This is a genomic window from Dolichospermum planctonicum (genome assembly GCF_005402965.1).
Taxonomy (GTDB): domain Bacteria; phylum Cyanobacteriota; class Cyanobacteriia; order Cyanobacteriales; family Nostocaceae; genus Dolichospermum; species Dolichospermum planctonicum.
On the sequence record NZ_BJCF01000014.1, the window covers coordinates 15,626 to 38,480 of the forward strand.

At 38.2% G+C, this 22,855-nt stretch carries 21 protein-coding genes; 7 read left to right on the forward strand and 14 right to left on the reverse strand.

The window, feature by feature from the left end; genetic code table 11:
• The first annotated feature begins 51 nt into the window (after positions 1-51).
• Entirely contained in the window at positions 52-321 is a 270-nt protein-coding gene (locus tag FFO06_RS08210) for a YciI family protein (RefSeq protein ID WP_137907607.1), read from the forward strand.
• 52 nt (positions 322-373) lie between these two features.
• Here FFO06_RS08210 and FFO06_RS08215 read toward each other — a convergent pair whose 3' ends face one another.
• From FFO06_RS08215 to FFO06_RS08245, 7 genes are all read right to left on the reverse strand, one after another.
• Positions 374-565, reverse strand: coding sequence for a hypothetical protein (locus FFO06_RS08215; protein ID WP_028083513.1), 192 nt, complete (start codon positions 563-565; stop codon positions 374-376).
• Between the two features lie 77 nt (positions 566-642).
• Positions 643-1,323, reverse strand: coding sequence for an HAS-barrel domain-containing protein (locus FFO06_RS08220; RefSeq protein ID WP_137907608.1), 681 nt, complete (start codon positions 1,321-1,323; stop codon positions 643-645).
• 198 nt (positions 1,324-1,521) lie between these two features.
• Positions 1,522-1,716, reverse strand: a complete 195-nt coding sequence (locus tag FFO06_RS08225) for an NAD(P)H dehydrogenase subunit NdhS (RefSeq protein WP_137907659.1) — start codon at positions 1,714-1,716, stop codon at positions 1,522-1,524.
• A gap of 214 nt (positions 1,717-1,930) precedes the next feature.
• Positions 1,931-3,241 carry a rod shape-determining protein RodA gene (gene rodA, locus FFO06_RS08230; RefSeq protein ID WP_137907609.1) on the reverse strand — a complete coding sequence of 437 codons (1,311 nt, stop codon included), beginning with the start codon at positions 3,239-3,241 and terminating at the stop codon, positions 1,931-1,933.
• The gene (locus FFO06_RS21140) at positions 3,141-3,380 is read right to left on the reverse strand and encodes a hypothetical protein (protein WP_162501184.1); all 240 of its coding nucleotides are present in this window, start codon (positions 3,378-3,380) and stop codon (positions 3,141-3,143) included. Before FFO06_RS21140 ends, rodA begins: the two co-directional genes overlap by 101 nt.
• 14 nt (positions 3,381-3,394) lie before the next feature.
• Positions 3,395-4,465, reverse strand: coding sequence for an Mrp/NBP35 family ATP-binding protein (locus FFO06_RS08240; protein WP_137907611.1), 1,071 nt, complete (start codon positions 4,463-4,465; stop codon positions 3,395-3,397).
• 106 nt (positions 4,466-4,571) lie between these two features.
• The gene (locus FFO06_RS08245; protein WP_137907612.1) at positions 4,572-5,102 is read right to left on the reverse strand and encodes an SRPBCC family protein; all 531 of its coding nucleotides are present in this window, start codon (positions 5,100-5,102) and stop codon (positions 4,572-4,574) included.
• Between the two features lie 351 nt (positions 5,103-5,453).
• Between FFO06_RS08245 and hemF the strand changes: the two genes are divergently transcribed.
• Together hemF and psb29 are read left to right on the forward strand one after the other, a co-directional pair.
• Positions 5,454-6,500: an oxygen-dependent coproporphyrinogen oxidase gene (hemF, locus tag FFO06_RS08250; RefSeq protein ID WP_137907613.1), complete on the forward strand. Its 1,047-nt coding sequence runs from the start codon at positions 5,454-5,456 to the stop codon at positions 6,498-6,500.
• A 230-nt stretch (positions 6,501-6,730) separates the two neighbouring features.
• Positions 6,731-7,438, forward strand: coding sequence for a photosystem II biogenesis protein Psp29 (gene psb29, locus FFO06_RS08255; protein WP_137907614.1), 708 nt, complete (start codon positions 6,731-6,733; stop codon positions 7,436-7,438).
• A 76-nt stretch (positions 7,439-7,514) separates the two neighbouring features.
• On the opposite strand, the gene FFO06_RS08260 is transcribed toward psb29, so the two are convergent.
• The 3 genes from FFO06_RS08260 to FFO06_RS08270 form a co-directional block, all read right to left on the reverse strand.
• Positions 7,515-7,877: a phage holin family protein gene (locus tag FFO06_RS08260; RefSeq protein WP_137907615.1), complete on the reverse strand. Its 363-nt coding sequence runs from the start codon at positions 7,875-7,877 to the stop codon at positions 7,515-7,517.
• 245 nt (positions 7,878-8,122) lie between these two features.
• On the reverse strand, positions 8,123-8,782 hold the full coding sequence (locus FFO06_RS08265) for an ExbD/TolR family protein (protein ID WP_137907616.1): 660 nt from the start codon (positions 8,780-8,782) through the stop codon (positions 8,123-8,125).
• A complete protein-coding gene (locus FFO06_RS08270) occupies positions 8,772-9,482 on the reverse strand; it encodes a MotA/TolQ/ExbB proton channel family protein (RefSeq protein WP_137907617.1) in 711 nt (236 codons plus the stop codon). Before FFO06_RS08270 ends, FFO06_RS08265 begins: the two co-directional genes overlap by 11 nt.
• Before the next feature lie 263 nt (positions 9,483-9,745).
• Here FFO06_RS08270 and FFO06_RS08275 point away from each other — a divergent pair, with 263 nt between their 5' ends.
• Together FFO06_RS08275 and FFO06_RS08280 are read left to right on the forward strand one after the other, a co-directional pair.
• Positions 9,746-10,060 (forward strand): YkvA family protein, encoded by a 315-nt coding sequence (locus FFO06_RS08275; protein ID WP_137907618.1) that lies wholly within the window; start codon positions 9,746-9,748, stop codon positions 10,058-10,060.
• Positions 10,061-10,349: 289 nt separating this feature from the next.
• Positions 10,350-11,276 carry an Rpn family recombination-promoting nuclease/putative transposase gene (locus FFO06_RS08280; protein ID WP_137907619.1) on the forward strand — a complete coding sequence of 309 codons (927 nt, stop codon included), beginning with the start codon at positions 10,350-10,352 and terminating at the stop codon, positions 11,274-11,276.
• Positions 11,277-11,442: 166 nt separating this feature from the next.
• Here FFO06_RS08280 and FFO06_RS08285 read toward each other — a convergent pair whose 3' ends face one another.
• The 3 genes from FFO06_RS08285 to FFO06_RS08295 are packed head-to-tail and all read right to left on the reverse strand — an operon-like array spanning position 11,443 to position 16,480.
• Positions 11,443-12,132: a DUF4276 family protein gene (locus tag FFO06_RS08285; RefSeq protein WP_137907620.1), complete on the reverse strand. Its 690-nt coding sequence runs from the start codon at positions 12,130-12,132 to the stop codon at positions 11,443-11,445.
• Positions 12,132-13,235, reverse strand: coding sequence for an AAA family ATPase (locus FFO06_RS08290; RefSeq protein WP_137907621.1), 1,104 nt, complete (start codon positions 13,233-13,235; stop codon positions 12,132-12,134). Before FFO06_RS08290 ends, FFO06_RS08285 begins: the two co-directional genes overlap by 1 nt.
• 38 nt (positions 13,236-13,273) lie before the next feature.
• Positions 13,274-16,480 (reverse strand): glycoside hydrolase family 15 protein, encoded by a 3,207-nt coding sequence (locus FFO06_RS08295; protein WP_137907622.1) that lies wholly within the window; start codon positions 16,478-16,480, stop codon positions 13,274-13,276.
• A gap of 603 nt (positions 16,481-17,083) precedes the next feature.
• On the opposite strand from FFO06_RS08295, the gene ppc reads away from it, so the two are divergent.
• Positions 17,084-20,083 carry a phosphoenolpyruvate carboxylase gene (gene ppc, locus FFO06_RS08300; protein ID WP_236097100.1) on the forward strand — a complete coding sequence of 1,000 codons (3,000 nt, stop codon included), beginning with the start codon at positions 17,084-17,086 and terminating at the stop codon, positions 20,081-20,083.
• A gap of 93 nt (positions 20,084-20,176) precedes the next feature.
• Here the strand turns inward: ppc and FFO06_RS08305 are convergent, their stop codons facing one another.
• Positions 20,177-21,679, reverse strand: coding sequence for an S-layer homology domain-containing protein (locus FFO06_RS08305; RefSeq protein WP_137907623.1), 1,503 nt, complete (start codon positions 21,677-21,679; stop codon positions 20,177-20,179).
• Positions 21,680-21,932: 253 nt separating this feature from the next.
• Between FFO06_RS08305 and FFO06_RS08310 the strand changes: the two genes are divergently transcribed.
• Entirely contained in the window at positions 21,933-22,829 is an 897-nt protein-coding gene (locus FFO06_RS08310) for an alpha/beta fold hydrolase (protein ID WP_137907624.1), read from the forward strand.
• Positions 22,830-22,855 lie beyond the last annotated feature (26 nt).

The window sequence follows — 22,855 nt, forward strand, 5'->3', positions numbered from 1 at the left end:
AAAAAACCTCATGTTGCTATAGTTTTTAATAACTATCAATCATCAGCAGTTATGACAAAATACATCATGTGGGGAAGTTACTGTGAAGACGTATTAACCAAACGTGAACCCTATCGTCAAGATCATTTAGCAGGATTAGCAAAACAGAAGCAAGCGGGGATTTTGATTACTATTGGACCGACAAAAGATATAACTCAGGTTTTTGCTATTTATGAAGCCGAAGACGAAAACACCGTTCGTCAATTAGTGGAATCTGATCCCTATTGGCAAAACGGTATTTGGATAGAGTATGCTGTTAAAGAATGGATTCAAGCTTTTTAGTCAATTTTCGCAAAGATAATTAATTCATAATTGGTTGGTAACTATGAGTTAATTATCCCTTCAACGCTTTTCTAAAATTGCGACGATAGGATGGGTTAGCCAAAAACAAAGCAGGCCACAACAAAGCTAAACCTATGCGGTTGGGTAAAGTTTGGTTAAAATTAGTTCTGTTAAATCCGGTCCAAAATTTCCACACACCACCAACATAAATCACGATTAGTCCAAAAATAAGTAATTTGATCATTACCATCAACTCTCTTAATCTAGGAAAGGGGAAAGCCAAGTAGTTAAACGCAATTAATCAGGGTTGTCTAAAAATCACTATGGGTGGATTTGACTCAAAATAAAGCGCAGACGGTCATAATCATCCTTGAGTAATATACTCAGGTGTCGTCCGGCTTTAATCAACCATTCTCGCTCAGTTTTACGTAACTGATACACTCCACGTATAGCTGCTGCGACCAGAGAATCTACTGGCGCAGCATTAATCATCAGTAATGTTCGCAGGAAATCCAAATCTTCAGTAAACTGAATAATGGACTCTGGTTGACACCGATAAACAGCTTGGTGAATTTGTGGGGGACGAGGTGGCAAATATTGATACATATTGCCATGATGACTATTTATAGATTTTTCCTCAAATCCCACAATTGCGGCTCTAAATTCAGTTTTTAGCATAGCAAATATTTGGGGTTGTTCCTCACGCAAAGCTTCTAAGGATAACCCCAAAGCAACCGCCCGATGTACAGAATCAACAGGCATAGTTGTGGCATGATACACTATAGCATAAACTTGATTACCAGATTCTTCATCCACAGCACTCACCCAACTACCGAAAGGTGGCATTGGTGGGAAGCTCAAGTCTTCCGGTTCTAAACACTGGGCCAAAAATTCTGTAGTATTGGTTTCAATTACCTCTGCAAAATGGTGAGAGTGAGAATAGGGACTATTAAGTCTGGCTTCGCTATCACCCGTAGTAAAATGTGGTAAAGGTAGACGCATAAACAATTAAAAATTAAGAATTAAGAATTAAGAATTAAGAATTAAGAATTAAGAATTAAGAATGGACGACACGCAAGTGTCACAAAAAATTATCATCTTTTCTTTGTAGTCAGGACTTTAGCCCTGACTACGATCTCATGTATTATGCAAGTTGCGTGTCTAGAATTTAATATTTACTAATGACCACTGACTAACTTGCTATTTCCCCGTTTTCTGAATTGTAGTTTCCACAGGTTCTAATTCTGTGAGACGGAAAGTAATTATTTTATCCCAATTACCACCTTCAAACAATACAGCTATTTTACCATCACTAACTCGTTGTACAAGTCCTTCAGACCGATAATATGTATCTGCGGGATTTTTGACGCGAACAGTTGTTCCAGGCAGTATCATCATATTTACCCTTTTTAGTTTCCTATTCTTAGCTTAATGCCTTCAGGAGGGAGTTTGGTAATTAGTTATTTGGTCATTGGTCAATAACCTGTTAAGAGTTCCCTAATAATAGCTTATTCCTTTTGATTTGGCTTTTGTCAGATAATTTCATTCCTCAACTATAACACAGATGATTATGTTTGACTAGATCTGACTATATTTTTGTGATTTAAACTCAATACTTTTGACGTTGACGATAATTAGCTACGGATTCTACTATACCAATAGCAATAAAGTTAGTCAACATAGCCGATCGCCCATAACTCATCCATGGTAAAGGAATTCCTGCCACCGGTGCTAAACCAACGGTCATGCCAACATTAACAATAAGTTGAAACACAATCATGGATAAAACACCAATGGCTAAAAGCGAACCAAAGTTATCTTTAGCGGTTTGTGCTACATGAAGTAAGCGGAAACAAATCAAGCAAAAGATAGATAGTAAAATTAAGCACCCCACCAGTCCAAATTCTTCAGCAACGGCCGAAAAAATAAAATCTGTATGCTGTTCGGGAACGAAATTCAGTTGAGTCATAGGACCTTTAAATAAACCCCAGCCCCAAATTTCACCAGCGCCAATAGCAATACGAGATTGAATTAAGTGATAACCCGCACCCAGGGGATCATGTTCAGGGTTAATAAATACACTCAACCGATTTTTCTGATATTCTTTTAATATATGATTCCAGGCAAAGATACCTAATTCACCACCGAGCATATTTAGACACAATGAACCAATAGCAGCAATACCAAATCTCTTCCAGGGGAGACTAAACCAACCGACTATTCCCATGGCCACTGCCCATATTAAACCTAATATACTCAATGATATTTCTTTAGATAAAATTATGGGTGTAGATAATGGCCAAGATATACTAAATAGAATTGCAGCTATGACAGGGGAAATCATCAGTATCAACCAACCGGGGTTAGCATTTGCCCAATACAACATTCCTAGAAATATAGCCCCAAATACAAGAGATGTGGCTAAGTCTGGCTGTAAAAATACCAATGCCCAAGGTATAGCCGTAATTGCCAAGACCCGGAAAACACTTTCCAGTGTGGAGGCTGTAGACTTATGTAATAAAGCAGCTAAGGTGATAATTAATCCTATTTTGGCAAATTCTGAGGGTTGGACATTAAAACCAGCTATACTAATCCAACGCTGTGCGCCTTTGGCACTAGTACCGGCCAGCATGACGGCTATTAAACTAAAGTTGGTTAGCCCGTAAATGAACCAATGCCATTGTATGAGATTTTCGTAACGGCAACGAGCTAAAAATAAGGCGATAGTTGAGCCAATACCGGCTATTAACCAGTGCCACCACCAGTCAGTTACAGGTTGCTTGAGTTCTGTACTCAGAATCATTAGCCCACCAAACATACTAACGGCAACGGGTAGAAAAAACAATAGCCCGTCCATTTGTTGCCAAGGCTTGAGCCAATATTGCCAACGCATTTTCGGGAAAGAAGGTTTTGATAACATTGTGTGCGGCAGAGGACTTTAAAGGGGTAATGGGTAATGGGTAATTGGTAATTGGTAATTGGTAATGGGTAATTGGTAATTGGTAATGGGGAATTGGTAATTGGTAATTGGTAATTGGTAAGAAATTATTCCCAATCACCTCCTCCCCAAGTTTTATGTCAAAGCATTAACTGATACCTTACCTGCTACAGTAAGAGCGATCGCTGTTAAGGCTTTAGCTGCGGCTGTGTCAGGTTCACCAATAACTATTGGTACACCATTATCACCGCCTATTCTCGTAGAAATCTCTAATGGTACACATCCTAACAAGGGGACTCCTAATTCTGTGGCTGTTTTAGAGCCACCACCAGAACCAAAAATGTCATATTGTTTATCTGGTTGATCTGGGGGGATAAAATAGCTCATATTTTCCACAATTCCCAAAACTGGTACATTTAGCTGCTGGAACATTCGCAAACCCTTGCGGGAATCCAACAGGGACACCGTTTGTGGTGTAGTCACAATTACAACCCCTGCCATGGGTACAGCTTGGGTTAAAGTTAATTGAGCATCTCCTGTTCCCGGTGGCATATCCACGATGAGATAATCCAATTCTCCCCATTCTACTTGATAGAGAAATTGCCGAATTACACCATTGAGCATGGGACCACGCCAAATCACAGGCTGATCTTGATCAATTAAGAAGCCCATAGAAACTAGTTTAACACCATGATTAAATGCTGGTTCGAGAATGTCGCGGCCATCGCTGGAACGAACATTAATTTCAGCGTCACTCAAACCCAACATGGTGGGATCATTGGGTCCGTAAATATCCGCATCTAATAAACCGACTTTCGCCCCGGTTTGTGCTAAAGCAACTGCAATATTTACCGCAACTGTACTTTTGCCAACACCACCTTTACCGCTGGAAACAGCAATAATATTTTTCACTCCGGGAACGCCATTGCGGTCTGGTAAGCTTTTTTGCTGGGGTGTTTCTGCTGTGACTTCTATAATTACATCTGTGACACCGGGCAACTTTTTGACAGCTTTTTGACAATCTTCAACTATAAATTCCCTGAGAGGACAAGCAGGGGTAGTTAACACTAAAGTGAAACTAACCTGGCCACCATCAATTTTAACGTTGCGAATCATATTTAGTTCTACCAGACTTTTGCGAAGTTCTGGATCTTCTACTGGTCGCAACACTTCCAGGACTGAATGGGAATTTAGGACATCATACATACTGTGTTTACCGTTGTCGCTTCTATAAAGCTTAAAAAATTTTCATTGATAGATGAATCTTAACTTTATTGGGGTCATTAGTCATTGGTCAAGAATTTCCCAGACTCTAAAAATCAAAGCAGCCACCATGTAAAGATTTTTTCTGGGATAATCCAGGATTTTCTACAGATTCTATCAGCGCTCTAGCGACCCGATCTACATAAGGACGAGATAAAGACCAAATTAGGGGGGATAACCAACCACGCAAAGTCACAGAATAAGATAAGTAAGATCCGCAGATGGTTGATTCTACTTGGTATATTATTCTTTCTTCTATACCAGGAATTGCTAAAACCCGGATACTTAACGTCTGTTTGGGACTGACTCGTTCTACAAAAATCCGAATCGGAATTGGCCAAAACCTTGTCACTGCTTGAAAAATTAAGCCCGGTTTGGGGACTAATCCTAAGGGAACATTGGTACTTTTAAGTAGAGGATGCCAGGAAACATCTGTTAAATCTACGACTTTTTGCCAAAGTTCATCTACGGAGGCAGAACTGATTTCCCGATAGGTTCGCACTAAGGATGCACAAAAGCGCCGACGTTTACCGTGGATGAGTTTGGATAACCAATTTGGTATGATTTTGATCTGCTGCATATAACTGTGACAATGCTTAACATTGCTTTATATTTTGTCTGGTAACTATGACTGTTGAAAAAATTGTACTCAAACTCCTCTTTGTGGAAAAAACTATGAACAAAGTCTGTAAACAGAATCATAAGATTATTTGTATAACTAGGAAAATGATCCCTCAGATATGATATCTGTGGATGAGAATAACTTTCCGCGCTAAGGGAAATTTGCAGGCGTTTTGAACGGTTGTCTTTTCACCTATAATAAAAAGCTGTTCTGACAGATTAAGCCGGATTTTTGACCCTGACTGCTGACAAGTTTTGACAACAAAAATTTGTAATTGTTTAGAAATCGTAATTTTAGGTTCGGGAATTTATGTTAACCAACTCGCAAACCCCCACTATCACAAAAGAATCACCTAATTTTCTCCCTGGTGTCAATGCTCAGGCTAGAGTTAGTCAGTTTATGCAGTATGTTCAAGACCAAATTACCCAGGGTTTGGAAAAATTAGATGGTGTTGGTAAGTTTCAAGAAGATAGTTGGCAGCGTCCAGAAGGGGGTGGTGGGCGATCGCGTGTACTACGAGATGGTAGAATATTTGAACAAGCTGGGGTGAATTTTTCTGAAGTTTGGGGTTCTCATTTACCACCCTCGATTTTAGTCCAACGTCCAGAAGCAGAAGGACATGGCTTTTACGCAACTGGTACTTCTTTGGTGTTACACCCACGCAATCCTTATGTACCTACAGTCCATTTGAATTACCGCTATTTTGAAGCAGGTCCTGTGTGGTGGTTTGGTGGTGGTGCGGATTTAACACCTTATTACCCCTTTGCTGAAGATGCAGTTCACTTTCATGAAACTTTAAAACAAGCTTGTGATCAACATCATCCCGAATATTATCCTGTGTTTAAACGTTGGTGTGATGAGTATTTTTATCTTAAACATCGGGGAGAAACACGGGGAATTGGCGGTTTATTTTTAGATTATCAAGATGGTCAAGGTTCTATATATCGCGGTCCAGATCCTCATGGGGACGCTGCTATTTATAGCAATCAGGTAGGGGATTTACCATCACGCACTTGGGAAGATATATTTGCTTTGGTTCAAGACTGTGCTGGGGCATTTTTGCCAGCCTATACCCCGATTGTACAACGTCGGCATGAGATGGAATACGGCGATCGCCAACGGAATTTTCAATTATACCGTCGCGGTAGATATGTAGAATTTAATTTGGTTTATGACCGAGGAACAATTTTTGGACTCCAAACCAACGGTCGCACAGAATCAATTCTTATGTCTCTACCACCTTTAGTTCGTTGGGAATATGGCTATCAACCAGAACCAAATTCTCCCGAAGCTGAGTTGTATGAGACTTTCCTCAAACCTCAAGATTGGATCAACTGGAAACCAATTCAACAATAGGCAACTGATAAATGATTGATAATTGACAGTTATCAATTTCCGGTTATTGCCTAAAAAACCATGACACTAAAGGAGATTTATAGGTAAGTATCATCCCATATACATGAATTGATACTTACTAGATTGTGGTGGGTTTACCTGGGAATATAGCTTTCAGAGAACTTGAACTATTTAGCCCTAATTGGTTCATACTAGAAAATGGAAATGCGTCCCTCTTAAAAATTCTCTTTGTGAATAACGTCCGTACGGTATCTGATACAAAAAAAACATTCTATCACCTTCATACCAGGCCGATTAATACTATTTACCGCCGGGTAGTGGAAGAATTGATGGTAGAAATGCACCTACTGTCAGTCAATGTTGATTTTAGCTATGATGGGATTTATGCTTTGGGCGTTGTGACAACTTTTGACCGCTTCATGGCTGGCTACCAGCCAGAACAAGATCAAGAGTCAATTTTTCAAGCAATTTGTCACGCAGTGGAACAAGACCCCCACCGCTACCGACAAGATGCTTCTAGATTACAAGCTTTAGCAGCCAATGTACCAGTTCAGGATTTAATTGCCGGTTTGAGTCAAGCAACTCTCTTAAATCAAGATGCAGATTTACAAAGGCAACTAGAGGCAATTGCAGCCAATTCCAACTTTAAATACAGTCGCTTATTTGCTATTGGTTTATTTGCATTATTGGCAGAATCTGCTCCGGCATTTGTCAAAGATGATACACAACGAACTGAAGCACTAAAAACGATAGCCAAAGGGTTACATCTTTCAGAAGACAAACTGATCAAAGATTTAGAACTATACAGTTCTAACCTAGAAAAAATGGCGCAAGCACTCATCGTCATGGCAGATATATTGTCAGCAGATCGCAAAAAACGGGATCAACGACAACAACAAGCGGACACGACTACAGCACCATCTAGTATCAATGACTAAGTAATGGGTATCGGTGATAGGTGATAGGTGATAGGTGATAGGTGATAGGAAGTAATTACCAATCACCAATTACCAATTACACACCCAATAATTTGTAAATAATATTATTGATAATAGTAAGTGCAAAAGCACCTAAAATAGCACTCCAAATACCAAAACGCAAATAGAAACCATCTACCAACCAAGCAGCAATACTAAAACAAACAACAGCTATCATAAAAGTGAAGATACCAGATAATAAATCAAAACTGGCTAAACTGGGAATCACAAACAAAAGTTTGAGAATTGGCTTAACGAGTGCTGTAATAATACCTAAAACTGCTGCGGATAAAATTGCCTTTTCTGGAGTATCAATTTCCACTCCCAAAGGTAATTTACTAATAATAAACAAACTAATAGCGGTGACTAACCAAACAATTAACAGCGTCGTAATATCCATTACCATAACCCCTGAAATGTAAATGGTGATTGGTGATAAATTACCTGGTTAACTTGGTTTCTGGATATGAAAATCTTTGTAGCTTAACCAATTATTTACAAATTAACAGAAGTTTTTTCCAGAACTGGAATTTATTCTAAATATCTTTAGGTTTACTTTCCTTATCAATAAAAATCTCCCCATAAACTCGTAATTGAGGAAAATATGGAGAGATATAAACATACAAAATTTCAGGTGAAATGGTATTAATTTTGAGGAGAAGAATTATTTTTTCCCGGTTTTACAGGTGCTGGCGGTAAAGTATTATTGGGAATTGAAATACCAGGAGTTATTCCCTTTCCCGGAACAGGAAATAAATTTGGGTTATCGGGTGGTAAATAATTCAAGTTTCCCGGTGGGTTAATTCCTGGGTTAACAGGATTATTAGGTATTACCGGAACAGGAATAGTAGGGAAGCTAGGTGAATTTGTCAGTGGTTGAGATGATCCAGGAATAATTCCCAAAGATACCCGATTTCCTCCCACCTTCCTGAGCAAATCTAATGTTTGAATAACATCATTATAAGTTGCTGTACGTGACGCATTCAATACTAAAATCCCCTCTGGATTTGTTTGGATATATTGCTTTAAACGTGATTCCAATTCCTCCCGACTTACAGGTTCTTTTTCTATATATGTCATCCCCACAGCATCAATTGTCACGGGTAAAATGTTATTTTTAGTTTGGGAATTAGCAGCAGAACTTGTACCTGTACTAGCTTTGGGTAAATCAACATTAATCGCTTGTTGACGAGTAAATTGTAAAGCTGCTAATAAAAAGAATGTCAGAATACAAAAAACAACATCAATTAAGGGGATAATTTGAATCTGAACGTCTTCAGTGGGAGTGTCTAACTTAACTTTCATCTTCTTCTCCTGGTAAAGAGTTCAATTGGGAATTATCAATTGTACCCTCTGACTCAATTACAGAATTGTCGGGAAATGATTTTTCATTTGAGACTATCCCTAGAGTCATTCTGTTAGGATCAGGAGGATACTGACGGTAGAGTAATTCCATTTCATTTCCCGCTTTATTGAAAACCTTAACTTGGTTAACAACAAAACTTTGAAATAGGCGGTAGAATACCAAACTAGTAATTGCTACTATTAATCCTGCGGCTGTACTAATCAAAGATTCCCCAATCCCAGTGGTGACACCAGCAGCAGACTCTGTACCTAAATCACCAATACGAATTGAACTTAGGGAATGGATCAAACCCAGAACTGTACCTAACAATCCTAGCAGAGGCGAGAGAGCAATTACAGCTTCTAAAAGTTTTTCCCCCCGTCGCATTCCCGCTATTTCGTCTGCTGCGGTTGATTCTAGCGCCAATCTAAAGGTTTCTGGATCGTTTTTCTTTAGGCGTAAAGGTGCATATAAAAACCTACCAATGGGCTGATTTCTTGCTTTTTCAGCAATTGCTTCCGCTATTTCCCAATTTTCACCAGCAGCATCCAGAACACGATTAACTATTTTTGTTTCCTGGGTAAGAATCTGTAACCAGAACCAAAAACGTTCAAAAATCACACTTAGTGATAGCACTGATAAAACCAGCAAAGGCCACATAGAGGGACCGCCCTTCTTGAACAAGTCAAAAACTATAGAGGTCCCACTCTTATTCAACAAATCTGAAATATCCACTGTTTAAGTTTCCTCACTCCATCACTAGTAATCAAAGCATTTTCATTTTCAAGAGTAATGCAATACTCACAAAATTTTCTAATTAATTACCAAGGATTAACATCTTCTATACACAAGATGGCGGTTATTCCCACCGGGAGTTTAGAGGATTATTTGCCAAAATAAAAAAATCACTGGAGGTTAAGAGTATGAACTTCTCAATTCAATCCCTTTATACATGGTATCGGAATACATTACGCAATCCTAAATACCGTTGGTGGGTAATTATCGGTACGGTGGCCTATTTAATCAGCCCTTTGGATATTTCTCCAGATTTTATTCCTATTATTGGTCAAATTGATGATGTTTTACTTTTAACTTTATTCGTTACTGAAGTTTCGGGACTAGTAATTGATGGTTGGAAAGCTAAAAAAGGGACTGTAGAAAATAGTACCAGCAATACAGTTAATAATGCGCCTCCTACTGGGGAAACTGTGGATGTTGATTCTGTTTCTGTTAAGTAGTGTTGGAATGTAAACGGAATTTTAGATGCAAAAAAGCGATACCTTACCTTAGGTCAGCTTTGCTATTGCACTTCCTAATCTAAGAGTTATCAAACTGACTGGAGGTATGGTTAACAAAGTGGTTTAATCGTTTGTTTCTATAGGTCAGGATTTAGGAATGCTCTACCCTGGCCTATATAGGTTTTTTGTAATCTGTTAAAAATTCAAATCTCTACCGTCATGATCATCACAAAATAGATGGCGACACTATTCCTGGTAATATATATGAAAAGGTGATTTCTACTTTTATATGCGGCGTGACTCTATTTTTTATTATTTATTTCAAAAATACCCAACGCTACTGTTTGAGCTATTGGCAAATCCTCCGGTAAACGCGGCTAGTTATCGCTTTGATTCGGTAGCGGTAAAAGAACCAAAGTTTGAAATTGATGGGGTGTTTTTACCACCAGAAACGGAAACACCAGGAGTTGTTTATTTCTGTGAAGTACAATTTCAAAGAGATGAGCGACTGTATGAACGTTTATTTGGGGAGTTGTTTCTCTATTTTTACAGAAATAGGGAGCGTTTTCAAGATTGGCAAGCGGTGTTAATTTATCCAACTCGGAGTACAGAACAAGGGGATATTCACCCCTATCGCGCACTTTTGAGTTCAGAACAGGTACATCGAGTATATTTGAATGAGTTGGGAGAATTTGAACAATTACCCCTTGATGTGAGTTTGTTGGTGTTAACAACCCTAAACCAAGACAAAGCACCAGCAGCAGCGCGATATTTAGTCAACCGTTGTCAACAGGAGTTACAAGCACCAGCGGATAGTCGTGCCATATTAGAAATAATTACCACGATCATGTCTTATCGGTTTACTCGTTTAAGTCGTTTGGAGATAGAAGCAATGTTAGGTATAACTTTTGAGCAAACTCGCTTATATCAAGAACTAAGAGAAGAAGCGACAGAAATAGGTATGCAACAAGGTATACAACAAGGTATACAACAAGGTATACAACAAGGTATACAACAAGGTATACAGGAGGGAGAAGTAAATCTGATCCTGCGGTTGTTATCTAAAAAATTTGGGGAAGTGCCTAGTCAGCTAAAAATGCAGATTGAGAAGTTATCTCTGGAACAATTGGAAGATTTAACGGAGGTGTTGTTAGATTTTGCGAGTTTAGATGATTTGGTTAGTTGGTTGCAAAATTTAGAGGTTTCTGAGAAATAGAAGCGAAGTTTTGATCTATATCCATTCCAAAATTCAGCAAGTAATACCTCGGAGTCATTGCTTTTATCCTTTATACGTTTCAATGAATTTTATGAGAATTTATCCGGCGATCGCATTTCAAGAACATAGGAATGTACCCCCCATTAATGTTGGGGGTATCAATGCTTTATTTACCCAATGATTCAAGTCGTAATAGCCATGAATTAAAGTGAGGACATTTATTCCGAATTATTTCCAGTCCAATTGATTCAGCCAATAATGGACCATAAGTAGATTTTGCTCTTTCATAATCAGGAAATTGGGCAATAATACGTTTACTGGGGGCTGTTTCCTTGCTATCATTAATCAACTCAGGAGTTTCATGTTTATCGGCCGCAGCTTTGAGAATTGCAACCCGATCTGAGCAATGATCATAAAAGGACTCAAAACAAGTAGGATCAGAAAAAAGGTAAGCTTCATATTCATGCAGTTGAATGTACGGTATAAATCGAGGATCATCAATATCATTAGCAAAGCTTTTCTCTAAAAACTCAACTCGTTTTATGGGATTTTGGCGCATAATTTCAGATTCCTTTAATCCCGGAAAATTATAATGAATTGCATACAAATCAATCATGGTGGTAAAGAAAACATCTGTATTTTTATCCTCCGCAAGCGATCGCAAAATATCATCCTTCATTGGCTGATAATCACCATAACCACTACCACCACGATTAGTTTTACCCTTTTTTCTTCCATGAGCAATGAGTCTAGTGTGGTGCATAAATACTTGATGTTGCGCCAGGTGTGGTTGCAGGATAATAGAAGCAAATGTTTGTTCAGTTTGTCCTTCTGCAAATAAATAGAGTCTTACCATTAGTGTGGACCTCCACCAATGATATTTTTTTCCCAAATTTCTCCTAAACTATATTCTTCTAACCATGCTTCTAATTCTTCAGGATTTAACCGCCTAAATTGCGATTCCTTACCCACTCTATCTACTGTAATTACATCTTCAGCATTAAAGTTATCTAAAAAAGAAGTAGATTGGGTGCTAATCAAAATTTGTGTATGATAGGAAGCTTTACCAAACATCGCAGCTACAACATTGAGCGCGTAGGGATGAAGACCAAGTTCCGGTTCATCAACAATAATGAGTTCTGGAAGTTCATTTTCTGGCTGCAAAAGCAACGTAGTCAAGCAGATAGCACGCAAAGTACCGTCTGAAAATTGGTGTGGTCCAAATACTTGATCTGATCCTTTTTCTCGCCAGTTGAGAATAACATTATTCCCCCTAGGTTCAAGGACAAAATCATCAAAAAATGGGGCAATTAGACGGATAGTTTTAATAATACGCTGATAGGCTGTACTATGATCTTCGCGGAATCTCAGAAGTAATGCAGCTAAATTTCCCGCATCAGACACCAGGTAGCGGTTATCATCAATGTAACAGGATTGACGAACTCGCGCGGTAGATGAAGTATCGTGAAAGTGGTAAACACGACAGAGATTGAGCAAATGTTTGATAGTATTGGCAATTGTTGGTGTACCTGCTTGTGCTGCTTTGTTGATTTTTGTTTCTTGATGTCCCGCACCGAAGGAGTAAGTAGTTAAAGGTTGAGGTAGGTGTGAGCCGTTTCGCGTCCCTGTTTCTTCAGCAAAGATTAAAGTATCACCTGCTGCATGAAGTAGACAAATGGTATAGATAATATCCACACTCCCATTGTCAATCTTAAACTTTAGTTTTGCCTCGATTTGCGGTGTTACCTTTGGTCCAAAGTGTAAGAGAGATTGAGCGTAACCGGATATACCGATATATTGTTGAAGTCGTCCGGCCATCATCTCATTTAGCATCTTGAAAAAGGAGATCAGATTGCTCTTACCTGCTCCATTAGCTCCAATCAATATATTTAAGGGACGCAATTCAATATCCATTGTCTTAATAGACTTGAACCCCTTAATAATTACTCGTTGTAGCATAGTTGATAATTAGTATTTATACCAAGAATAGCAAACGTTTAAACATCTTTCACAAACTCCGTTAAGAACCTAAAGGCCTTCAAAATATAATTAGCGCAATCTTGAGGAGAACTATTATAAAATGATGGCCAGGCACTAGCTTTATCTTCATCATAATTATCTTGACGATGGGGATGATTTTCTAACCAAGCTAACCGCACTGCGTGACCGATTAACACATCTAAAACGATATATTCTTCAATTTGCAAGTTTGGGTTATTAGCGACAATTGTAGCCAATTCCATCAGGGCTTCTACATTGACTTGACGATATTCAGGGGCTTCAATTTTATTCAGTAAATGTTCAACCAATAAAGCAAAATTTCTTTCTCCGGCGGTCATTTCTGAAAGCATAATTTCACTTTCTAAACGATTCCGGCGTTCTAATTTGTCACCAATGACTACACCTTTGCAATGCTGCATTAATAGCCAAACTTGTTTAAAAAAGTCCTTGGGTACACGATTTAATGCTCCTTCTGCTTGACGAAATCTGCGCCAACCATGGGGAGGAACTTCTATTTCTTGACTGACTACAGGTAACACAACCCAAGCGATATCACTTTCTTTTTGTTTGACGTGCAATGATTCCTGTTGACGCAATAAATTACTTACACCACTATATCCAGTTAACACTTGACGCAGACGCATTTTCACCTCAAAAGGTGATAACTCCATTAATTTCTCATAAGCTTCATCTTGGGTGAGATTAAATTCTCTAGCTATGTCGCTAGTAATTAAAAGAATCAGATAACCGACTCTTAATGTGATAAAACCGCGAAATAATTTTGGTTCAGATTTGATTAAAACACCAAGATAAATGAGAATTTCTTGTGTTAAAACCCGGTCGCGGATATCTTCACGACAGAAGTTATTGATTTTCTCAGCAATTTCATTTGCAGACATGGGAACAACCATTAAAGAAGCCTGACTATAAGCCCTCCCGACTGCAATTTGCTTTCCTTGCACCAAAATACTTGTTACCGCGTCTGATAAGCCAATATCAAGCATTTGACGTAAACCCGCAGCCCGTCGTACCACCGCCCAAATCCCTAAATCGCCGGCTTTGTTGTAAACTTCATCCAGTAAATCAGCTACAATGACTTTATGATTTGGACCTGCATAACCTGTATTAAATTCTAAACCCCGTAAGCGACTTAATGTTTGCAGTAATTCAATCTGCTCATAGATATTTTCCGATGAGCGCAAATATTGTAATAATAAATTTAAGTTGGTTTCGCATTCCATTTGAAATTCTTGAGTATGTCCCAAAGACCAACTTTTTTCTAAATGGGAAGTCAGATAATTACAACGAATTTTTTGATTAATTACTGATGATTGAGATAATGTTATGTCTGACAAAAAATCAATTTTTTGAATTGCGGCTGTCAGCATTAATTGATTTAATTTTCCTAATTTTACCTGCACTCCATGACAAATACCATCTTTGAGTTCTTGCATTAATTCTAATAATGCTTCTGCACCAGTTTCTAGCATTGTCCGAGTAATCATTAAGGTCAAAGTCGGACGACCTAAATCACTCCAATATTTTTGAATATAAGCTAATTCTCCTCTAATTTGATCTACTAAAAAGTGATAATCAAGAGTTAGATAAAACTGCTGAGAATCTAAAAATGATGGTAAAAATACTACTGTTTGATCTTGAATTTTAAAAAATCTTGATGTCGTTAAACTTCTCAGTCTTCGCAGGGGACGACCTGTTAAACCTAATTGATCATTTCTACCAATTTGGGTATAAATTTGCGAAAGTTCTTCAGATTTTCTGACTTGAATTGGTGCTAATTGCTTAGGTGTTTGGGTTTCAATTCCATATATTTTTAACTGATTTTGTAATTCTTCATCTTCGGCTATTAAAGCAATTTGTACTAAGGCACTTCTGCTTTTTCCTACGCTTAAATGTCTACCTAAAGGATCAATATCTCCTAAGGAAATTAAACCCTCGCTTAACATTTCTCCCAGATAATATAAACTTTGCGCCCAAACTAGGGGAATATTTTCGTTAGGTAATCTTAACTGAGTTTGGGGATTTAATTTTTCAGATTCTATATTTTCTTCAGGAACATAATATAGTTCTGGTAATAGCTGTAATCCATTTTGTTCTACCAACAATGATTTTAAAAGTTGTTGATATTTCTCAACTTGTGCTTTTTCACCGCGAAATAATCCATCAAGAACTAAATAAGTGAAAAATAATGGCCATTCACATTCAATATGCTCAAATTCTTTCAGTTCGCTAGGTTCATAATGCAAACGTTCGGTATCTTCTAAAACTGTTTGATGTCCATCTCTTAAAAAGCGTTTACAGCCATATTTTCCGGCTAATTTACTCACAATTTCTTTAAAGGTTCGCTCTCGTAATTTATCATCTTTGACAGCAAAAGCGGGATAACTAATAATGCTTAATAACGCTGCATCAATTTCTTTAGAACCTGATTCTCTGGGTAATAATGATTCTAAGGTGATTCTTGCTCTGGCAATTTCATCTGGTAAAACGTGAATTACTGAGGCTTGACTACCATAAACACCAAATAAATTGAGTCCATTTACTGCTTCTAAAGCTGCTTTAGCCATTCCTAAAGAACTGGCGTTTAATTCTGCATTACCATGATTAATTTTATTACCCCGTTCCCAAATTCCAAAATCTGGTGTCCGGTAAGCTCTGCCAATATAATAAACTAGATTTTGAACAAAGTTAACTTCATCTAATGTAAAAATAATTGATAAGCCACTGGCGGTCATTTCTGCTAACATTAACAAGAAGATAGATGTAGCGTCAAGTTGTAAATGTCCCCATTCATCATCACCAACCACAATATCACCTGTGGACGTATTGTATTTGGCGTGAAGTCCATCTAATAAAGATTGTGTATATTTAAATTTCTCTACTTTATGAGCTTGTCGCATCATAGCAAATAACAGGCCACGCATTAATTTGACAACACTATGTTCTAGTTCATAAGTGCGACCACCGTCACTATCTAATTTGCGATATGCTAAAGCTAAACCCCAAACTGCTAATATACTATACACATTATCTCGCACCCAGGCATCTGTATAATCACCATGAGCAGTCACAGCGGTACTTGCGGGTAATAAACCAGTAATGGGATTTTGACGCGCTAAAATAATTGTTTTGATTTCCTGATAATAAGAATCTAAGCGGGTTGTGAATGTGGTAGATATGTTCATTATGCTGATGATAAACTGCTGAAAAATTTAACTCTGTTGGTGTCGGGTGAATAAATAAGAACTTTTTACAATTTCTCCTGTGGGTGTATGCAAAAACCTGGGGAAGTTTTTACAGACAAGACACATTATAATCATAATATGCGACGTGACTCTATTTTCTATTAGTTATTACCAAGATTATTTATTCTATTCTCGCTTGACTCCCTTAATTCGTGTTGAGATAGAACCAAGGTTAGATTTAAGTTTTCAGAATACTCGCTTGTATAAAGTGCTAAGAGAATAAGTTACTGAAATAGATATATTTTTATTGATTGTATCCCAGTTACCATGATCTGAGTCAGTGACAACAGAGTAAATATTCTGAAAATATCTTTTCTCCTGTTTGCTATTGAGTGAAGGCGAACTTTATCTTAAAATGATGAGTAGACATTTAGTGAAGTGGTTTATTCAAATTGCCTCTTCCTATCGAAAATGAACCAAAAGTAGTTAAAAGTAACATGAATCACCTGTGAGTAGTTCCTAAAAAAGCTAACAGCTTGATGTTGGATACTCAAAACAAGGTAGATTAAGCATTTTGAGTATCTTATGAGTATGATCAAAAGTATGAAAACTGAAAATATTGATTTTCCGGTACTACACTCGGAGTTATTCTTGCGTCACCGTCTACAAGTAGTAGAGGAATTGTGGGAAACAGTTCTCCGGCAAGAATGCGGTCAAGAAATGGTAGATTTATTACGTCAACTGCGGAATCTGTGTTCCCCGGAAGGACAAGCCACACATCACCAAGCCGCCTCAGCCGTAGAATTAATTGAACAGTTGAATATCAATGAGGCTATTCGTGCCGCCCGTGCTTTCGCGCTCTATTTTCAGCTAATTAATATTATTGAGCAGGAATACGAGCAAAAGCAGCAATTAACCCGCTATGCAATTCAACCTGATCAAAAACTTTTTCCCAGTATCATTTATGCTACCAACCAACGGGAGGAAGATGTACTGATTACCAAAGAAGTAGGTAGCGACTTAATGACACCGGAAACCCAGCAAAAAGGCAGTTTTGCGGCTTTATTTCCGCTATTATTTCAATTGAATGTTCCCCCACAACAAATTCAACGTCTGATTTCTCAACTGGATATCCGCTTGGTTTTCACCGCACACCCCACGGAAATTGTCCGTCATACTATCCGAGATAAACAGCGTCAGGTGGTACATCTTTTACAAAAAATGGATGATAGTATCACTCGTGCTGGTAGTTATCCTTGGGAAACAGTAGAAATCAAAGAGAGGTTACTGGAAGAAATTCGTCTCTGGTGGCGTACGGATGAATTGCATCAATTCAAACCGACGGTTTTAGATGAAGTAGATTATGCCCTTCACTACTTTCAAGAGGTGTTATTTGATGGGATTACACAATTATATAAACGCTTTAAATACTCCCTAGAGGAAACTTTTCCCTGGTTACAACCACCGGGGACAAATTTTTGCTCCTTTGGTTCTTGGGTAGGTTCAGACCGAGATGGTAATCCCTCCGTGACACCAGAAGTAACATGGAAAACCGCCTGTTATCAACGGAAAATGGTTTTAGAGCGGTATATTAAATCTGTGAAAGAGTTAGTGACATTACTGAGCGTTTCTATGCAGTGGAGTGATGTATTGCCAGATTTACTGGAATCTCTGGAGTTAGATCAATCACAGCTAAGTAGCGTTTATGACTCTTTAGCTTTAAGGTTTCGTCAAGAGCCTTATCGCCTGAAGTTATCTTATATACTTAAAAGACTAGAAAATACACGAGATCGGAATTTAGCCTTATATAATCGAGAAACGCCGCAAAATGAAGATGCACATAAATACCGGTCTGGTACAGAATTTTTAGCGGAATTGTTATTAATTCAACGCAACTTGCGGGAAACAGGTTTAAGTTGTGCGGAGTTAGAAAATCTGATTTGTCAAGTAGAAATATTTGACTTTAATTTGACGCAATTAGATATTCGTCAAGAATCCTCTCGTCATGCTGATGCAATTAATGAAATTCTGGAATATTTGCAGCTTTTACCGCAATCTTACCATGAATTATCGGAAGAACAAAGAATAGCTTGGTTAACCGCAGAATTGCAAACTCGTAGACCATTGATTCCCGCTGAATTACCATTTTCGGAAAAAACCAATGATGTTATTCAAACCTTCCGCATTTTGCGATCGCTGCAACAAGAATTTGGTATCAATATCTGTCAAACTTATATTATTAGTATGTGCCGTGAAGTTAGCGACGTACTAGAAGTTTTACTATTAGCCAAAGAATCAACCTTATTTGACCCTGTACTTGCGGTGGGGACAATTCGCGTTGTGCCTTTATTTGAAACCGTAGAAGATTTACAACGCTCCAGAAGCGTAATGCAACAACTGTTTGAACTGCCCTTGTATCGTGCTATGCTGGCTGGAGGCTACGCTGCAATTAACAATACAGAGGCACAAGCACATCCATCTATTGCTACACTGAGTCCTAACTTACAAGAGGTAATGCTAGGGTATTCTGATAGTAACAAAGACTCTGGTTTTTTAAGTAGTAACTGGGAAATTCATAAAGCCCAAAAATCACTCCAGAAAATTGCTGAAAGTTATGGTGTAAATCTGCGGATTTTCCACGGACGCGGGGGGTCTGTGGGTCGCGGTGGCGGTCCTGCTTATGAAGCAATTTTAGCCCAACCAGGTAACAGTATTAGCGGCCGGATCAAAATCACCGAACAAGGGGAAGTATTAGCTTCCAAATACTCCTTATTAGATTTAGCCTTATATCACTTAGAGACTATCACCACAGCAGTAATTCAAGCGAGTTTATTGGGGACAGGGTTTGATGATATTGAACCTTGGAATGAGATCATGGAAGAATTAGCTCATGCCTCCCGTCAGCACTATCGTAACCTAATTTATGAGCAACCTGATTTTATTGACTTCTTTCACCAGGTTACACCCATAGAAGAAATCAGCCAATTACAAATTAGTTCTCGTCCGGCCCGTCGTCCATCTGGTAAAAAAGATTTAAGCAGTTTACGAGCTATCCCATGGGTCTTTAGTTGGACACAAACCCGCTTCTTATTACCTTCTTGGTATGGAATTGGTACAGCTTTACAAAAATTTCTGGACGAAGAACCAGAACAACATTTAAAATTACTGCGCTATTTTTACCTAAAGTGGCCATTCTTTAAAATGGTGATTTCTAAAGCAGAAATGACCTTAGCAAAGGTGGACATGGAAATGGCACGTCATTATGTCAACGAATTATCTAACCCTGAAGACAAAACTAGATTTGAGAATGTTTTTGAACAAATTTCTAGGGAATTTTTCCTCACTAGAGATTTAGTTTTAAAAATCACTGGACACCAAAAACTATTAGATGGTGATCCAATTTTACAACGTTCTGTACAATTAAGAAACGGAACAATTGTGCCTTTAGGATTTATCCAAGTTTCCTTGCTAAAACGCTTGCGTCAGTCTAAAAATGCGCCCACAACCGGCGTAATTCACTCCCGTTACAGTAAAGGAGAATTACTCAGAGGTGCATTATTAACCATTAACGGTATTGCAGCAGGAATGAGAAATACTGGTTGATAAAAGACCATAAGGAAGAGACATTCTATTTCTTCCTTTGCGCGAAACAAAAATATCATCAAAAACCCATTGTTTCCCCTATTTTCGCACATTCTATCTTGTGATTTTCACATTGTATCTGGAGGGGAAATCTACTACTTCACCATTAACAACCATTGCTCTATATAGCAACGCACATACATCTGCCCTGGTGGCAATTTTTTTAGTATTCAGCAATTTTATATTTGGATAGTTGACAATTACACCATTTTGTGTTAGACTAGCGAGAAAATTACGATGTTCGCTCTTAATAGTAGAAGCATCGCTGTAAACTGAAAGGATATTTTCTGTAGAACCAGTAAATTGATAATTCAGTCCTTTGGCTAAGGTGATGAAAATATCTAAGCGAGTCAGCTTTTGAGCAGGGTTGAATTTTTTACTATTCAATGTGTTGAAAAAGCCCATTTCATAACTCTCTCGAATCGCATTATAAGCCCAATGTCGCGGTGGAATATCTTTAAAAGCTACCGCTTTACGAATTTTACTTTTCGTGAACACTTTTTGCAGCAGGACGGCCAATTCCCCACGAGTTACCGCTGCGTTAGGACGAAAAGAACCATCGGGAAAGCCACCAATTATTTCCATTGCGGCTAATTCGCTAATATATTCTTTAGCCCAATAGTCTTTGGAAATATCAGAAAATGAAACTTTAATATTTTTTGCTACACCTATTTGCCGATATTTACTTAATAGTTGTCCCAGTTCAAAACTGGAATTTTCCTGAATTGGAATCAACTGTGTTATCCTCCCTGGAGGGACTGTTAAGGCTTGTGCTAAGTTGGAATCAAAGATGTTGATAGATTTACCAACGACATCACTCAGGGATATGGGATAAGCAGCAGTTCTGGGAATTTGAGAAAAACCTGCTGCTTGGTATTGAGTAATACTGACATTTTCCGAACTACTCAGGAAAGTAACTTTTTGGTTATTAACTTGGGTGAAGTAGTCGTATTTGATACTATCATCATCAACAATGCTATCATTGTTAACATCAGCACCATAAAAGCTGCGAACTACTTGTTCTACTATGGGATTAGCTGATAAAATTATGTTAACCGCAGTATTTTCCGGTAAAATCGCAAATTCACTGTAGCCAATCAGGCGGTTTGTGGTATCATATAAACGAACAACTATAAGATCCTCTGATTTAAACCCCTTGACAAAATTAGCCTTTTGCTTCATCCTATATCTATAATCGCCTAAAAATCTCTCTTGGCGGTATTTGTTTCCATATTTACTTTTGATGGAAATACGGGCTGTTACCTCTGAGATTGTACCACCTGGTTGCCAGATATAAAGCGTGAATGCTGGTTTTTTCTCTGGAAAAGAACTAGTAGCAATAGTAACTCCGACTGCTTCACTGTCATATTTATCTGCTTTATCTGCTTTATCTGCTTTATCTGCTAAAACTTGCTTTTCTGAGAACTGACTGAGATTTGATGTATCTAAAGAAGACAGTTTTGATAATGCTAATGCAGAAGATATTGAGGATATTGCGACAATAGAAACAGTTGTAACAACTAGTTTACTCCAATAAGTTAATTTAATGGGGTTCATGGTATTTTAGCTCACACCTGGCAAGTAAACTAATGATAATTGGTAATTAATTACAAGTAAACACTGTTAAGTTTAAGGCACAAGCATTAAATTGTCTAGGTTGGTTTGAGGAACAAAACTCAATATCAACATCTTCACGACCTGGTTGGGTTTCGCTGTTGCTTTACCCAGCCTACAATTATCCAATGATAATTGACAATTGATCATCATAAATAATAAATTAAACCAGAAATTTACACTGAAATTTTGACAAATGACAATTACAACCCAGCATTTACAGACATTAGAAAAACAAGTTTGGACTTGGCGCAGTTATAAAGTTCAATATACAGTTATGGGTACAGGCCAACCATTGGTACTTATTCATGGGTTTGGTGCTTCCATTGGTCATTGGCGGAAAAATATCCCGGTTCTGGCTGCGGCTGGTTATCAGGTGTTTGCTTTAGATTTGTTGGGGTTTGGGGGTTCTGATAAAGCCAAGGTGGATTATACCATGGAACTGTGGGCGGAATTATTAAAAGATTTTCACAATACACATATCCAAACACCAGCTATATTTATCGGTAATTCTATTGGCGCACTTTTAAGTTTAATTATTTTAACAGAATACCCCGAAATTGCGGTTGGTGGGGTGTTAATTAACTCCGCTGGTGGTTTGAGTCACCGTCCCCAGGAATTAAACCCACTGCTACGGGTTTTTATGGGGACTTTTAACAAGTTAGTGGCTAACCCAGTGACGGGTAAATTTGTTTTTAACCGTATTCGCCAAAAATCACAAATTAGACGGACATTATATCAAGTGTACCGCGATCGCAATGCCGTAACTGATGAACTTGTAGATTTACTCTATATACCATCCTGTGACCCAGGAGCGCAGGATGTTTTTGCTGCGATTCTGACCGCACCCCCTGGACCTAGTCCTAGTTCGTTATTACCTAAGTTAGAATGGCCTTTATTAGTAATTTGGGGTGAGGAAGATCCTTGGACACCAATTACAGGGGCGGATGTTTATAGACTAGCACAAAAAGATGGTAAAGATGTGAAAATTGTCCCTGTTCCTGGTGCGGGCCATTGTCCCCATGATGAAGTTCCCGATGTTGTTAATGGTGAAATTATTAGTTGGTTAGGACAGGTAATTGGTAATGGGTAAAAGGAACTCAAAATCAAATTCTACCA

What these genes read in the sequence shown, in the direction of transcription:
- ppc (WP_236097100.1), top strand. Translation starts at nt 17,084, where the DNA reads ATGAAAACTGAAAATATTGATTTTCCGGTACTACACTCGGAGTTATTC.
- FFO06_RS08225 (WP_137907659.1), bottom strand. Translation starts at nt 1,716, where the DNA reads ATGATACTGCCTGGAACAACTGTTCGCGTCAAAAATCCCGCAGATACA.
- FFO06_RS08310 (WP_137907624.1), top strand. Translation starts at nt 21,933, where the DNA reads ATGACAATTACAACCCAGCATTTACAGACATTAGAAAAACAAGTTTGG.
- FFO06_RS08210 (WP_137907607.1), top strand. Translation starts at nt 52, where the DNA reads ATGACAAAATACATCATGTGGGGAAGTTACTGTGAAGACGTATTAACC.
- FFO06_RS08240 (WP_137907611.1), bottom strand. Translation starts at nt 4,465, where the DNA reads ATGTATGATGTCCTAAATTCCCATTCAGTCCTGGAAGTGTTGCGACCA.
- FFO06_RS08290 (WP_137907621.1), bottom strand. Translation starts at nt 13,235, where the DNA reads ATGCTACAACGAGTAATTATTAAGGGGTTCAAGTCTATTAAGACAATG.
- FFO06_RS08215 (WP_028083513.1), bottom strand. Translation starts at nt 565, where the DNA reads ATGATCAAATTACTTATTTTTGGACTAATCGTGATTTATGTTGGTGGT.
- rodA (WP_137907609.1), bottom strand. Translation starts at nt 3,241, where the DNA reads ATGTTATCAAAACCTTCTTTCCCGAAAATGCGTTGGCAATATTGGCTC.
- FFO06_RS08295 (WP_137907622.1), bottom strand. Translation starts at nt 16,480, where the DNA reads ATGAACATATCTACCACATTCACAACCCGCTTAGATTCTTATTATCAG.
- FFO06_RS08275 (WP_137907618.1), top strand. Translation starts at nt 9,746, where the DNA reads ATGAACTTCTCAATTCAATCCCTTTATACATGGTATCGGAATACATTA.
- FFO06_RS08260 (WP_137907615.1), bottom strand. Translation starts at nt 7,877, where the DNA reads ATGGATATTACGACGCTGTTAATTGTTTGGTTAGTCACCGCTATTAGT.
- hemF (WP_137907613.1), top strand. Translation starts at nt 5,454, where the DNA reads ATGTTAACCAACTCGCAAACCCCCACTATCACAAAAGAATCACCTAAT.
- FFO06_RS08285 (WP_137907620.1), bottom strand. Translation starts at nt 12,132, where the DNA reads ATGGTAAGACTCTATTTATTTGCAGAAGGACAAACTGAACAAACATTT.
- FFO06_RS08265 (WP_137907616.1), bottom strand. Translation starts at nt 8,782, where the DNA reads ATGAAAGTTAAGTTAGACACTCCCACTGAAGACGTTCAGATTCAAATT.
- FFO06_RS08280 (WP_137907619.1), top strand. Translation starts at nt 10,350, where the DNA reads ATGCGGCGTGACTCTATTTTTTATTATTTATTTCAAAAATACCCAACG.
- FFO06_RS08220 (WP_137907608.1), bottom strand. Translation starts at nt 1,323, where the DNA reads ATGCGTCTACCTTTACCACATTTTACTACGGGTGATAGCGAAGCCAGA.
- FFO06_RS08270 (WP_137907617.1), bottom strand. Translation starts at nt 9,482, where the DNA reads ATGTGGCCTTTGCTGGTTTTATCAGTGCTATCACTAAGTGTGATTTTT.
- FFO06_RS08245 (WP_137907612.1), bottom strand. Translation starts at nt 5,102, where the DNA reads ATGCAGCAGATCAAAATCATACCAAATTGGTTATCCAAACTCATCCAC.
- FFO06_RS08305 (WP_137907623.1), bottom strand. Translation starts at nt 21,679, where the DNA reads ATGAACCCCATTAAATTAACTTATTGGAGTAAACTAGTTGTTACAACT.